This window comes from Cuneatibacter sp. NSJ-177 (assembly GCF_022867805.1).
Lineage (GTDB): Bacteria > Bacillota > Clostridia > Lachnospirales > Lachnospiraceae > Pseudolachnospira.
Window position 1 is genome coordinate 638,724 of the sequence record NZ_JALIFO010000001.1, and the last position, 14,164, is coordinate 652,887.

At 51.1% G+C, this 14,164-nt stretch carries 13 protein-coding genes; 10 read left to right on the top strand and 3 right to left on the bottom strand.

Annotated elements, in window-relative coordinates; all coding sequences use genetic code 11:
- The first annotated feature begins 8 nt into the window (after window positions 1–8).
- The 3 genes from MUB23_RS02875 (at window position 9) to MUB23_RS02885 (ending at window position 3,126) form a co-directional block, all read left to right on the top strand.
- Window positions 9–848, top strand: a complete 840-nt coding sequence (locus tag MUB23_RS02875; protein ID WP_244798680.1) for an undecaprenyl-diphosphate phosphatase — start codon at window positions 9–11, stop codon at window positions 846–848.
- A 148-nt stretch (window positions 849–996) separates the two neighbouring features.
- Complete coding sequence (locus tag MUB23_RS02880) at window positions 997–1,797, top strand: peptidoglycan recognition protein family protein (protein WP_244798681.1); 801 nt, start codon at window positions 997–999, stop codon at window positions 1,795–1,797.
- 18 nt (window positions 1,798–1,815) lie between these two features.
- The gene (locus tag MUB23_RS02885) at window positions 1,816–3,126 is read left to right on the top strand and encodes an AI-2E family transporter (RefSeq protein WP_244798682.1); all 1,311 of its coding nucleotides are present in this window, start codon (window positions 1,816–1,818) and stop codon (window positions 3,124–3,126) included.
- Window positions 3,127–3,279: 153 nt separating this feature from the next.
- Here the strand turns inward: MUB23_RS02885 and MUB23_RS02890 are convergent, their stop codons facing one another.
- Window positions 3,280–3,615 (bottom strand): cyclic-di-AMP receptor, encoded by a 336-nt coding sequence (locus MUB23_RS02890; protein ID WP_244798683.1) that lies wholly within the window; start codon window positions 3,613–3,615, stop codon window positions 3,280–3,282.
- Window positions 3,616–3,904: 289 nt separating this feature from the next.
- On the opposite strand from MUB23_RS02890, the gene MUB23_RS02895 reads away from it, so the two are divergent.
- From MUB23_RS02895 to aroE, 5 genes are all read left to right on the top strand, one after another.
- Entirely contained in the window at window positions 3,905–4,732 is an 828-nt protein-coding gene (locus tag MUB23_RS02895) for a sugar phosphate isomerase/epimerase family protein (protein ID WP_244798684.1), read from the top strand.
- Window positions 4,733–4,951: 219 nt separating this feature from the next.
- The gene (locus tag MUB23_RS02900; RefSeq protein ID WP_244798685.1) at window positions 4,952–6,490 is read left to right on the top strand and encodes an aldehyde dehydrogenase family protein; all 1,539 of its coding nucleotides are present in this window, start codon (window positions 4,952–4,954) and stop codon (window positions 6,488–6,490) included.
- A 101-nt stretch (window positions 6,491–6,591) separates the two neighbouring features.
- Window positions 6,592–8,472, top strand: coding sequence for a thiamine pyrophosphate-binding protein (locus tag MUB23_RS02905; protein ID WP_244798686.1), 1,881 nt, complete (start codon window positions 6,592–6,594; stop codon window positions 8,470–8,472).
- Window positions 8,473–8,551: 79 nt separating this feature from the next.
- Window positions 8,552–9,625: a hydroxymethylglutaryl-CoA lyase gene (locus MUB23_RS02910; protein WP_244798687.1), complete on the top strand. Its 1,074-nt coding sequence runs from the start codon at window positions 8,552–8,554 to the stop codon at window positions 9,623–9,625.
- Between the two features lie 118 nt (window positions 9,626–9,743).
- A complete protein-coding gene (aroE, locus tag MUB23_RS02915) occupies window positions 9,744–10,610 on the top strand; it encodes a shikimate dehydrogenase (RefSeq protein ID WP_244798688.1) in 867 nt (288 codons plus the stop codon).
- A gap of 102 nt (window positions 10,611–10,712) precedes the next feature.
- Here aroE and MUB23_RS02920 read toward each other — a convergent pair whose 3' ends face one another.
- Window positions 10,713–11,606 (bottom strand): LysR family transcriptional regulator, encoded by an 894-nt coding sequence (locus tag MUB23_RS02920; RefSeq protein WP_244798689.1) that lies wholly within the window; start codon window positions 11,604–11,606, stop codon window positions 10,713–10,715.
- Window positions 11,607–11,698: 92 nt separating this feature from the next.
- Between MUB23_RS02920 and MUB23_RS02925 the strand changes: the two genes are divergently transcribed.
- Window positions 11,699–12,427 (top strand): IclR family transcriptional regulator, encoded by a 729-nt coding sequence (locus MUB23_RS02925; RefSeq protein ID WP_244798690.1) that lies wholly within the window; start codon window positions 11,699–11,701, stop codon window positions 12,425–12,427.
- Window positions 12,428–12,435: 8 nt separating this feature from the next.
- Entirely contained in the window at window positions 12,436–12,639 is a 204-nt protein-coding gene (locus MUB23_RS02930; RefSeq protein ID WP_244798691.1) for a hypothetical protein, read from the top strand.
- A gap of 139 nt (window positions 12,640–12,778) precedes the next feature.
- Here the strand turns inward: MUB23_RS02930 and MUB23_RS02935 are convergent, their stop codons facing one another.
- On the bottom strand, window positions 12,779–13,876 hold the full coding sequence (locus tag MUB23_RS02935) for a pyridoxal-phosphate-dependent aminotransferase family protein (RefSeq protein WP_244798692.1): 1,098 nt from the start codon (window positions 13,874–13,876) through the stop codon (window positions 12,779–12,781).
- Between the last annotated feature and the right edge of the window lie 288 nt (window positions 13,877–14,164).

Consider the following 14,164-nt stretch of genomic DNA (forward strand, 5'->3'; position numbering starts at 1 on the left):
GGAATGGTATGGATTTTTTGGAATTGATCAAGGTAATCTTTTATGGTATCGTGGAAGGAATTACGGAATGGCTGCCGGTCAGCAGCACCGGCCATCTGATCCTGTTCGAGAGCTTCTGGCCTCTTGACGTGACGCCGGAGTTTTTGGAAATGTTCCGTGTCGTGATACAGCTCGGTGCGATTTTGGCGGTCTGCGTCGTGTTTTTTAAACGGCTGAATCCATTCTGCCGGTGCCATTCTCCGCAGCAGAAATCGGATATCTGGGATATCTGGGTCAAAGTGATCATCGGCTGTATCCCGGCCGGCATCATCGGACTGCTGCTCAATGATTTCTTTGACGAGCATTTTTATAAATGGCCGGTTGTGGCGGGAGCGCTGATTCTGTACGGCGTTGCCTTTATCCTGATCGAAAACCGTAACCGCCATCAAAAACCCCAGATCCGGAGCTTTCGGGACATGAGCTGGATCACCGCCCTGTCGATCGGTATGATCCAGGTCCTGGCTCTGGTTCCCGGCACCTCCCGCTCTGGCTCTACGATTCTTGGAGCTATGCTGCTCGGCGTGTCCCGCACCGTATCGGCAGAATACAGCTTTTTCCTGGCAATCCCGGTGATGTTCGGTGCCAGCGGCGTAAAGCTTTTGAAATACGGCCTTAACTATACCGGAGCCGAGGTGATTACGCTTCTCGTGGGCATGATCGTCGCGTTTGTCGTTTCCCTGTTTGTGATTCGTTTCCTGATGGATTTCATCAAGCGCTACAGCTTTAAGATTTTTGGATATTACCGGATTGCTTTGGGCATCCTGGTGGTGCTGATCGCAGTCATTTTTCCGGCTGCGCTTCCGCACTGAGTGAAATAACGTCATTGGGAACAACCGCCGGTTCGGAGATTAATCAGGGAAACTCTATTTTTCTTAAGGAGTTTCGTAAGAAAATTTTAAGCTTCTTTTTGAGGAATCTATGATAAGATAGGTGGGAGTACGAAGGGGGAAACGCAAAATGGCGGAGAAGAGAGAAAAAGGGGCGGAGCAAAGCGGCGGATCAAGAGCACGCACCGCACAGCTTCGCAGGCAGAAACGAAGAAAAAAACTGATCAAAGTCTGGACTTACCGGGCCATCGCTGTTCTCGTTGTGGTATTGCTGGGAGTGGGAGTTTTTTTCGGGGTGAGGGGCGTCATCCGCCTGTTTGGCGGCGGAAAGCAGAATTCTCCCTATGGTCTTCCCGATTATGTGAAGGAAGAGTATCTGACCGTAAATCCCTATTCCCGTCCGGGCCAGAAGCTTCCGGGGGGCGTGAAAGGAATCGTGATTCACTATGTGGCGAATCCGGGAACCACAGCGGAAAATAACCGTAATTATTTTGAAAATTTAAAGGACAACGGCGATACCTATGCCAGCAGCAACTTTATCGTGGGACTGGAAGGGGAGGTTCTTGCCTGTGTGCCGGTGGATGAGGTGGCCTATGCCTCCAACAACAGGAACGACGATACTCTCTCGATTGAATGCTGCCATCCGGATGAGACCGGGCAGTTTAATGATAAAACCTATGCCTCAGTGGTGAAGCTGACTGCTTATCTGTGCAACCGCTATCATCTGGATCCGCAAAGTGATGTGATCCGGCATTACGATGTCACTGGAAAAGCCTGCCCCCTTTATTATGTGGAGCATGAAGATGCCTGGCAGAGCTTTAAAGACGACGTGAAGAAAGCGATGGACCAGCTGGATGCGGATGAGACGGATTCGGAAACCACCAAAAGTGAGGATAACGGCACCGTAAGCGCCTCCACGGCGGCGGAGTAAAGGAAGGACTATGGAAGTATGAAATTCCGACTTGACAAAAAATATATCCACTGGGGCATCACTGCATTTTTGGTGATTGCCGCCAGCGTGATATTCTATCTGATTCTGTCCCAGCTGCAGTCGATGAAGGCATTTTTAGCCATGCTGATCGGCGTATTAAAGCCGGTGATCTACGGCTTGATTTTTGCATATTTAATGAATCCGATGCTGGGCTTTTTTGAAAAACGATGGTTTTTGATCTGGGGACACAAAGTGTTCCCGGAGAAGGATAAAAAAGCCCGCAGTATGGCGAGGGCGTTGGGCGTGGCAGCCAGCTTGCTGCTGGTGATTTTGATCGTCGTGGTGCTGCTTTGGATGGTGCTTCCGAAAATCTACGACAGCGTGGAAATGCTGGCCCGCAACCTCTCCACCTACTTGTCCCGCGGCCAGGAGCTGATCACCAGCACTTTCCCCAACGGGTCCGAGGCGGAGACCATTGCGCTGAATCTGTTTAATTCGATTTCCGACTATGCGACGACATGGCTGAGCGGAGAGGCGCTCGGCGATATCAGCAATATTGTGATCAGTATTTCCAGCGGAATCTACAGTGTCTTGAAGGAAATCCTGAACATGATCATCGGCCTGATCGTGGCCGTCTATGTCCTGATGAGCAAGGAAAAGTTTGGGGCACAGGTAAAGAAAATTCTTTACAGTATTTTTTCTGTGAAAAATGTGAACGCGGTTCTGCGTGACCTCCAAGATGCAAACCGGATTTTCAGCGGTTTTATCAGCGGAAAGATTCTGGACTCGGCGATCATCGGCGCGATCTGTTTTATCTGCCTGACCGTGCTGAACATGCCCTACAAGGAACTGGTCAGCGTGATTGTGGGCGTCACCAATGTCATCCCGTTTTTCGGTCCTTTTATCGGGGCGATTCCCAGCGCATTCTTGATCCTGCTGATTGATCCGGTGAAATGCCTGATTTTCCTGATCTTCATCCTGATTTTGCAGCAGTTCGACGGAAATATCCTGGGGCCAAAAATTCTCGGCGAGTCCACAGGTCTCGGCAGTTTTTGGGTAATCTGCGCGATCTTAGTCGGCGGCGGCCTCTTTGGCTTCGTGGGGATGCTGTTCGGCGTTCCGGTCTTCGCCGTGATTTACATGATGGTAAAACGGTGGGTCGAGCGTTCCCTGCAAAAGAAGGGGATCCCGCCCCAGACAGCGGAATTCAAGAATATCATCTGTATTGACTCCGAGACGGAGCAGCCGGTTTACCGGGAGAGCCTGGATAAACTGGAAGTGGAGTTGGCTGAGGCAAAGAAGAGAAGAGCCTGGAAGAAGAAAAAATAGACGCTCCGTATGAGGCCCGAAAAAGGGGCGCCGTACAAAAATAGCAGCAAAAAAAGCCGCCCGTTATGGACGGCTTTTTTGCTGCTATTAAAACATGAGATTTTTGTCAGATCCTTTAGACTGCGGCAGACATCCCCGCGGCCTGTAAAAGGACTAAAACTTTTGGAATTCTTCTACGGAAAGCACAAAGATCGTGGCCCCGCCCACTTCCATGTCCACCGGGACGGAAGAAGTGACGCCGGAGCAGAGACTTCCGGCTGACGGCGTAGTGGCAAAGACCAGCTGGCGGCGGCGTCCGGAAAATTGTTTGATGATCTCGCAGACTTTCTCGACCAAATGGTCCTCGACACCGGTTAAGAGCGTTGTATTTCCCTTCTTTAAAAATCCGCCGGTGGATGCCATCTTTGTGACGAAAAACTTCTGCCGGTTTAATTCCTCCACCAATTCAGGCGCATCTTCGTTATGGACAATTGCCATAATCATCTTCATCTTAAGCACCTCCTTTTCCGTTTTCTATATTATAATCGTTGTCCGAAAAAGATGCAATACAGTTTCGTGTTAAAATCCTATTCCACGAGGTGAAATTGAATGAGCGACAATTTTAACAGAAATTTTATCGTTGAAAAGAATAAATAGGTTCAATGAAAAAAAAGAATGAATTATCCTCGCATTTCCTCTTGGAAAATCGTTGTTAGTATAGTATAATAATCCATGCAGTGGGTGATTCCACACTGTGAAAGTCTCATTGTGAAAAACAAAATTCAAGGAGGAGTTTACAATGAAAAGAAAATTTTCCATCGCACATCTGAGCGCCCTGAAGGTTCCGCCGCAGGATATGGTTTACATGGCTGCCGCCGCAGGCTTTGATTTCGTCAGCATCCGCCCGGTTCTTCTGGGAACCCCCGGTGAGCCGAACTATGCCGTAGACCTGAATCCTGAGATGTACAAGGAATTCGATGTGGCAATGGCCGAAACCGGCATGAAGCTCAGCGATATCGAGCTGTTCCGTCTGACCGACGAAGTAGATATGGACAAGTGGAAACCTGCCTTTGAGTTTGCTCAGAAGCACGACTGCCATCATCTGATCACCAGCTGCTGGACTCAGAAGACCGAGTATGCGAAAGAGACTCTGGCGAAACTCTGCGAGATGACCAAGCCTTACGGCATCACCTGCAACTTTGAGTTCGTTACCTGGTCTGCCTGCCCGGATCTGAAGACGGCGAAAGAGTTTATCAACTACACCAAAGCCGACAACATCGGTCTGCTGGTAGATACTCTGCATTTTGACCGTTCCCGCGTATCCATGGCTGAGCTGGACGATTGCCCCCGCGATTGGTTCAACTTCATCCACCTGTGCGACGGCCCGGCTCCCCGCCCGGCGATGGATGACAATGAAGCTCTGATCCATACCGGAAGAGACGCTAGACTGTACATCGGAGAAGGCTGCGTCGATATCGCTGGCATCGTGAAGAGAATTCCGGATTCGGCTGTCTGCTCCATCGAGCTTCCTCATAACAAGAGAGTCGAAGTTTACGGTGCGCTTGAGCATTACAAACAGTGCCTGAACAGCGCAAAGGCTTACTTTGCTGCTCACGGCATCGACTAATAGACTTATTTGCTCTGCTGAGGCGGCGCACTCCGCGCCAAGGAACATGGCTGCTGACGCAGCCGTACTCCGGCGCGGGTGCGCGCTTTGTGCATACTTTTTTAAAAACATATTGACGAACGGATTGTAAAGTAGTATAATTTCAATGAACGGAATCAGGATTCCACGCTGTGAAATCCTGAAGAAGCGATTTGAGCTTATATTCAAGGAGGAAGAAACATGAGCAGAATGGTTGACATGAAGGCAGTCTATGAATCCAAAGGACTGACCCAGGAGCAGATCGACGACATCGAAGCCTGCTTCGCAAGAGCTGACAAAGCTCAGCTGGAATTCGAGAAATGGAGTCAGGAAGACATTGACAGAACGATCCGTTCCGTAGCCCAGAAGGTGGCAAACTCCAAAACCTTCCATGAGCTGGTTGAACTTGGCATCAAAGAGAGCCGTTTCGGCGATCCGATCAGCCGTGAGAATAAGAGATTTAAAATCCGTGGTATCCTGCGCGATTGCCTGAGAGAGAAATCCGTTGGCTGCGTAAAAGAGATGCCTGAGAGAAAGATCAAAATCTATGCAAAACCCGTTGGCATTATCGCCTGCGTTATCCCGGCTACCAATCCGGATCTGACCCCGGCCGGCAATGCCATTTATGCGATCAAGGCGAGAAACGCCATCATCTTCTCCCCCCATCCCCGTACGGCTGGAACCAGCTACAAGACCTGTGAGCTGATGCGTGAGGGCCTGGCCCGCGTAGGCGCTCCTAAGGATCTGGTACAGTGCCTCGGCGGCGGTCTGGGTGAGGATGGCAAGACCATCGTTAAGATCAACCGTCAGATGTCCGAAGCTCTGATGTCCAAGTGTGATCTGGTTATCGCTACCGGCGGCCAGGGCGTTGTTCGCCGTTCTTATACTTCCGGTACTCCGGCATACGGCGTAGGCGCCGGCAATGCCACCATGATCTGGGACGAGACTGCGATCAAGGATCTGCATCATGCAGCTGACAACACCATGCGTTCCAAGACTTCCGATTTCGGTTCCGGCTGTTCCGCAGACGGCAACGTTGTGATCCATGAGAGCATTTGGGACGAGGCTCTGAAAGAGCTGCAGTCCGTTGGCGGTTACCTGATGACCGAAGAAGAGCAGAAGGCCATGAGAAACGCTATGTGGGATGAGGACATTCACAGACTGTCCGACACGGTTGCTCTGTCCGCTCTGGATATGGCAAAGGCCGCTGGCTTCTCCGTACCGGAGACCACCCGCTTCCTGATTGCTTCCCACGGAACCGGTGTTTTCACCAAGGGCGAAGAGGGAATCTGGTGCCGTGAGAAACTGTCCACCGTACTGGCTGTTCACAAATACTGCGGCGAGTTCCAGAACGCGATCGACGCGATCATGGCGATCCACGAAGTAGGCGGCAAGGGCCACTCCGTTGGTATCTTCACCTTCGACGAGAGCCACATCGACAGACTGGCTTCCGTTGCCCGCGTAGGCCGTATCATGGTTCGTCAGCCTCAGTCTAAGGCAAACTCCGGTTCCATGAACAACGGCATGCCGATGACTTCTTCGATCGGCTGCGGTACTTGGGGCGGAAACGCTACGTCCGAGAACGTACATCTGCATCACTACATGAACATGACTTGGGTATCTTGGGAGTATGACACCCCCGACTGGCAGACCGATGAGGAGCTGTTCGGCGAATTCTACGATCCGGAGCTGGAGAAAGTTCAGTACTCCGCTTACAACTCCAATGATGCTGTGAAATAATAATAGTTCTGAAACCTAGCAGGGGGGATTTTCTTCCCTGCTAGGGTACCATAAAGGTTTTTTCAAATTTCAATAAATAAAAAATAACCAAAGGAGTTCACATGAAAAAGTTAGTTTCTGACCAGCTCGTTGATTATTTGGAGCGCAGAGGCGTCGATTATGTCTTCGGTCTTTGCGGACATACGGTCATCGCTATGCTGGATGCTTTCAGCCGCGCGAAGAACCTGAGATACATCAGCGTCCGCCACGAGCAGATCGCAGCCACCGCAGCCGACGGCTATGCCCGTGTTGCCCATAAGGCCGGCGTGATGATCTGCCACCTGGGGCCGGGCCTGACCAACGCCACCACCGGCGTTGCCAACGCCGCTTTTGACTCCATTCCCATGGTAGTCATCGCCGGCGATGTGCCGAGCTACTACTACGGCAAGCATCCGCACCAGGAAGTCAACATGCACTGCGACGGATCCCAGTACGACATCTACAAGCCTTTCGTAAAGAGAGCTTGGAGAGTGGACCGTCCGGAAGCCTTCCCGGAAATCATGGATAAGGCGTTCCGTCTGGCAGAGTCCGGCCGTCCGGGCCCGGTTCTGATCTCCGTGCCGATGGATATGTTCTCCCGCGAAATCGAGACCGACTGCTGGGAGCGCACATACATGGACTCTCACGAGACCATCAAGCCCGCTCTGGATCCGGCTACCGCAAAAGCGATTGCCAAGGAGCTGATCGAGGCGAAGAATCCTGTCATCCATGCAGGCGGCGGCGTACTGCTGGCGCAGGCATCCGATGAGCTGGCTGCCCTGGTGGAATTCCTGGATATCCCGGTTTCCCGTACCCTGATGGGCCAGAGCTGTATTCCGGACAACCATCCGCTGATGCTGGGCCAGACCGGATTCTGGGGCTTTGAGCTGACCCATGAGAAGACCACAAAGGCAGACCGGATCCTGATCCTGGGAAGCCGCATGGCAGAAGCCGACAGCTCTTCCTGGTACAAGGGAGTAACCTTTAACCAGAGCATCACCAAGTTCATGCAGATCGACATCGACCCCACCGAGATCGGACGGAACTATCCGGTAATGATCGGTGCTGTGGCAGATCTGAAGCATGCCCTGGCTCAGATTCTGGAAGCGGCGAAGGAGCTGAAGCCGGAAGGAATCAGCCATCCGGAGCTGCGCAAAGAGATTGCGGACTTCAAGGCGAACTTTAAGAAAGAGAATCAGGCGATCTGCGACGACGGCCGTTTCCCGATGACGCCTCAGCGAATCCTGAGAGACGTGAAGGCGCTGGTACCGGAAGACGCCCTGATCTTCACCGATGTGGGCTGGAACAAGAACGGAGTTGCTCAGCAGTATGACATTACCGTACCGGGCGCGATCAACCATCCTTCGGGACTTGCGACCATGGGATTCGGCGCAGGCGCAATCCTGGGCGCGAAGCTGGCTGCTCCGGAGCGCGTGGTACTGACGCTGACCGGCGACGGCGGATTCGGCGCTGCCAACCCTTGCGTAATCGCTACGGCGAAAGAGCAGGGAATCCCGGTGATCTGGATCGTCATGAATAACAGCGCATTCGGAACCATCGCTGGCCTGGAAGGACTGCATTACACCAATGAGAAGGAGAGCTGCCCGCAGCATCTGGGAACGGAATTCAAGATCCGCCCGGCTGACGCAGAGGGAAGCTTCCGTCAGTCTTGGGAGTCCTACAGCCCGGATTGGGCAGCGATTGCCCGTGGCTACGGGATCAAGGCGAAGAAGATCGCAAGTGCGGACGAGTTTGCTGAGGTTCTGAAGGAAGCCCTGGAGTGCAACGAGCCTTATCTGATCGACGTGCCGATGGAGAACATCGCAGTACCGACTCCTGGCGTGTGGAACATCAATGATATCTACACGAAGAAGGATACCGTAGATGTGTGCAACGGACGTCTGAAATTCGCTGACGAGATGGGCGGCAAGGCCGCTGAGGTTGTTCGTTCTCAGGCGGATTGATCTTGTGAAATCATCCCCCCTTTCCGAGTCCTTCGGGGCTCCGGCAGGGGGGATAATATAAAAATGGAGACAGAAACATATGGCATTAGATCTTGTGAAAAATGTAAGAATCTGTGAAGTCGGCATGAGAGACGGCTTGCAGAACGAGAAAGCAATTGCCTTCGATGAAAACGGCGTTCCGATGCGGGACAAAGCCGGAAATTTCGTATATAAGAATGCGGTTGACGAGAACGGACAGCCGAAGCTCAGCAAGAGCGGCAAGCCGGTCAAAGAGTCCTTTGTTCTTTCTGTAGAGAACAAGGTAGAGCTGCTGAAAAAGATGTTTGCCGCCGGCTTCAAGGTGATTGAGGTCGGTTCCTTTGTTCATCCGGTCAAGGTCCCTCAGATGGCCAACACCGACGAGGTGTTCAAAGCGATCATTGCCGAGGGCGTACCGGCGGACGTAGAACTGCGCGCCCTGATCCCCAATGCCAGAGGTGTAGACCGTGCGATTGCCTGCGGCTGTAAGAAAGTAAAACTGAACGTATCCGCCAGCAAAGGCCATAATCTGGCCAACCTGAACTGCACGCCGGCGGAGAGCGTTGCGAAATTTAAAGAGTGTGTGGAGAAGGCGGAAGCCAACGGCATCGGTATTTCCGGATCCATCTCCATGGCGTTTGGCTCCCCGTGGGATTACAACGGCGTGCCGATCGAAGATGTCAAAGAGATCGTAGAAGCCTACATGAACGTAGGAATCAAAGAGATCTCCCTGTCCGACGCCTCCGGTATGGCGTATCCGACTCAGGTCTATGATATGTGCACGGAGATGAAGAAGTGCTATCCGGAGACGGATTGGTGGCTGCATTTCCACAACACCAGAGGCCTGGCAATCTCCAACATCATTGCCGGTATGCAGGCGGGCTTCTACCAGTTCGACGCATCCTTCGCAGGTGTGGGCGGCTGCAACTTTGTTCCCAATGCCACGGGCAATGTTGCGACCGAGGACGTGGTTCACGCGCTGGATCAGATGGGCGTGAATACGGGAATTGATCTGGATCAGTGTATGGCGATCAGCCGCAGAGTCGTAGAGATGCTGCAGCATGACACCGACAGCTATATCCTGAAGGCCGGCGCCTCCAAGGATCTCCGCCTGGAACTCCCGAAGGGACAGTAAAAAGCGGTCCGAAGATAGAAGAGCCGCTGGAATCGATGATCTGACGGGCAGCCGCGAAAAATAGGCTGTCCGCAGAAAATAAATACATCACCATTGGTATGGTAGAAAGAGGTTAACGATGGCTAATACGAAATTGATTGCTCTTCTGGGTACTCCTCTGGGACAGTCCTTCTCCCCTCGCATGCAGAATGAAGCTTACGAGGCGATGGGCTTTGACGCTCATTACTTCCCGCTGGAGTGCGACAACAATCTGATCGGCAACAACATTGCCAATATCAAGAAAGACAACAGCTTTGCCGGTTTTGCCGTGACGAAGCCCAACAAGGAATTTGCAGTTCAGTTCATGGATGAGATGGATTCTCTGGCTGAGAAGATGGGTACCATCAACACGGTAGTCCGCAGCGCGGACGGCAAGCTGAAAGGCTACAACACCGATGGCTACGGCGCGACCAAGTCCCTGCAGCTGGAAGGCGTAGATTTTGAGAAGACCACTTTCTTCGTATGGGGCGCAGGCGGCACCGGAAAGTCTGTTTGCTTCACGATGGCACATATGGGCGCAAAGAAGATGTACATCTGCTCTCGTTCCGAGAAGTGTGAAGTTCTGGCAAAAGATTTGAACGAGAAATTCGGCCGTGAGGTTGCTGTTGCGATCCGTCAGGCGAACCATGATGAAGTTGTGAAAGCTGCTCAGACCTGTGACGTTCTGATGAACCTGTCCGGCCTTGGCATGAGAGGCCATGAGGGCGAGACCGTTATCGAAAAAGAGAACATCAAGCCCAACCAGATCTGCTTCGACGCAACCTATAATCCGCTGAAGACCCAGTTCCTGCTGGATGCTGAGGCACAGGGCTGCAAGATCATCAACGGCCTGGGCATGGTGATCCATCAGGGCGCTCGTCAGATCGAACTGTGGGCCGGCGTGGAGAAGGCTCCGGTAGAAAAGATGACCGAGACCATCAATGCAATCGTTGCAGAGATGAACTAATCATTTAAAGTTTAGTAAGTAATCAATGAAAATGACCCCCGCATCATTTCTACGGGGGTCGTTTTCCAATCAAATACCGGCGATTTCTGCCGGTCTGAACCGTCATACCAAGGACGGAATGGATTCCATGACAAAATCCCGGAATTTACCTGCGGCCGGGAGAAGAGGCGTTTTCCGGTACCAATACATGTAGACAGTCCGGATGGTGGAGTCAATATCGTCCAGTTCCATCATATGGATATTGAATTTGTCTATGCCATAGGTACGGGGAAGAATTGAGACCGCCATGCTGCTTTCCGTAAAGCTTGCGACCATACTGTCGGTGATCGGGGCGTCCAATACGATTTTCGGGTGGACGTGTCCTTTCTGAAACAGCTGGTCAATGGAAAGACGGGTGCCGCACTTGGGATTGTAGGCAATAAAATCCTGGCCGTTAAGCTCTTTTAAGGAGATATGGCTCCGGCTGGCCCAAGGATGGCTGCTGCTGACGGCGGCTACCAGGCGCTCCTGGTAGACCGGATAGTAGTCCAGATCCGGATGATCGGTCTTGGTTCCAAATCCGATATCGCATTCTTTCTGGAGAAGAAGGTGGATTCCGTCAAAGGTGTGATGTTCGGAAAGGGAGAAATGGACCGACCGGTTGACTGGATCCCGGTAATATTTTTGAATCAGATCCGGTATGAAGTGGTTGCTGAGCGAATTGACAAAGGTCAGGCGGATGGTTCCTTGTTCCGGGTTGGCCATCAGTTCCAGTGCGCTTCGGCCATTTTCCAGCTCATTGATGGCACGTTCCACATAAGCAAGAAAGCAACGGCCGTATTCCGTCAGACGGATATTTCGGCCGATTTTATAGAACAACGGTACTTTTAAATCCAGTTCCAATTCTGCCATCGCGTGGCTGAGGCTGGATTGGGAGACCAAAAGCTGCTCTGCAGCACGGGAATAATTCTCGTTTTGGGCAATGGCCCGAAAATAGTAAAGTTGTTGTAGATTCAATGCTCACCTCCGGGAAGTCCTATTTGCTATTGTACGTCAAAAGTCGGATTCCGTCAATATAAGGGAGCGTTAAAGAATAAGGGGGGAAGCCAATGGAAAAACAGAATTCACCAACCCGTTCTGTGGAACGGGCGCTCAATATATTGGAATGTTTTTTGCATAAAAAAGAAATGATCTTGTTGGAGATTGCGGAACGGACCGGCCTTTCCTCCAGTACTGTTCTCCGGATCTTATGCGCGCTGCAGGAACATGATTTTATCGTTAAGAATCCGCAGACGAAAAAGTATCATTTGGGAAGCAAGATCGGCTGGCTGGCGGATATGATTCCCAGCGAGTCCTATGATGGGCTGAAAAAGATTTCTTATCCGTTTATGACTGCCTTGAATGAAAAATGGAATGAAGATATTCATCTCTTTGTCCCGGATGGAAATTCCAAGCTTTGTATCGAATCGGTGGATTCGACCAGAGAACTGCGGCAGGTGGTGAAAGTAGGAAGCCGTCACGATGTGCTCCGCGGCGCGGCCGGAAAGGTGATTCTGTCCTATATGGAGCCGGAAGACCGGAAAAAGGTTTTGAACGGCCTGGAATTTGACGAGGAGATCTTTGAAGGCGTGCGTGAGATGGGCTATGCTCTCAGCATGGGAGAGCGGGAGGAAGGGCTTTGCGGCCTGGCCGCCCCGATCATAGACAAAAACGGAAAATTGGCGGCGACGATTTCTATGTCCGGCGCTACTGCCCGCTTTGAAAATCAATTGGAAGAGAAAGAAGCGGAGATCATCCGCGTGGGAAAAGATATCTCTGCCCGCTGGCAGAGCCGATAGGAGGAGACATGACTTTTTTTGAATTCAAGGATTGGGCTGCAAATCAAAAGCTGACGTTTGAATTGGAGGCATTTATTTCTTGCTTTCCGGATACGATTATCGTCAAGGATTCGGCGGGGAAAGAGGTATACACGGGAGATTACAACCGCTGGGTGGATTACAGCGATGTCGTAAAGGCGATTGAAGCAAACTCCGGCCAGGAGATTGAATAAAAAAAATAAGGGCTTGTTTTATCCTGCTTCCAGATTTGGGGCAGGGGAAAGACATAAAAGGCGGCGCGGATGCTGAAAAAGCATCCGCGCCGCCTTTTATGTCTGGCTATTTGTCAGGAAGGGGAAGACGGCTTTTCCGTCAACCGGCTGAAAACGTTTTTAGGCAGGCGGAGAATACGTCCAACATGTTGTAGCAGTCCTGCTCATAGATTTCTCCCATATTGGCGACTTGAATCATATTTTGACTGGCATAAGGGCCTTTTCCCAGATAAAATATGTAATCCCGCATCTCCATTTTTCTCAAAAATTCTGGAGCAGGTACGTGATCCGGCAGGAAGACGGAAGTAACCGTATTGGACTGATGGTCTTCCAGCAACATCCGCAGTCCCATCTGCCGGAAGCCATCCCGAATAATCGCAGAGCAACGCTGGTAGCGGGCAATACGGTTTTCCAGACCTTCTTCCAACAGGTTGGTGAGCGCCTGATTTAAGGGCCAGATCAAGTTGACGTTGGGAGTGTTGGGCGTCTGACAGGAATCCCTGGCAGCTTTGTAGTGTTTGTAAAGGTTGAGGTACACATTCTTACACTGATCGGGAGTCAGAGTTTCCAAGATGGTTTTTCTAGCGCAGATATAGGCGGAACCTGGAAATGCTCCCAGACATTTCCCCCCCACAGAGGTGGCGACGGCGATGTGGTTTTCCGCCATGTCGATTGTTTCGCCGCCGGCGGCGGATACCGCATCCACAAAGAAAAGCCGCCCGTATTTCCGGCATAGTTTTCCTACTTCTGGAACCGGATTGATCATTCCGGTGCTGGTTTCATGATAGACCATTGCGACCACTCTGGCCTCCGGATGGGTGGAGATGGCTTCTTCAATCACCGCCAGGTCCGGATAAGTTCCCCAGGGGAAGGCAACTTCCGCTTTCGGTATTTGGTACTTGTCGATAATTTCTAAAAGCCGTTCGCCAAATACTCCGTTCCGGATTAAAAGAACTTGATCTTTTTCCTGAAACAAAGAGGAAAGTACGGTCTCATTGGCCGATGTGCCGGATCCGGAGATCACCATGCTGAAATAGTTCTGGTCCGCGCCCATCAAAAAATTGATCTTCTTTTGCGTATCGGTAAACAGTTCCTCGAATTCACTGCTCCGATGGCAGATATCGTAGTGAAGCAGGGCATTTCTGACATTGCTGCGGACCATGACGGGGCCGGGGCTGAAAAGTTTTGGGATGCTCATAACAAAAACTCCTTCCTGTGTGAGATTTGTTGCAAGCATTATATAATTAATGTGGAGTTATGTCAATAATATGTGGTAAAATATTAATAAAAACAAGATAACAACACAAAAAACCACCAAATAGAAGTGCGTAGTGCAAAGAAAAACAGAAATATTGGCATCCACATTGATTGAGAATAAGCACATCAAAAAAATAAAACCAGCGATTAGGAAAAATAAAATAATATAAAATAGAGTATAGGAAAAACAGCGAAAAACCTCAAAAAACTATTTTGAAAATGTGTATAA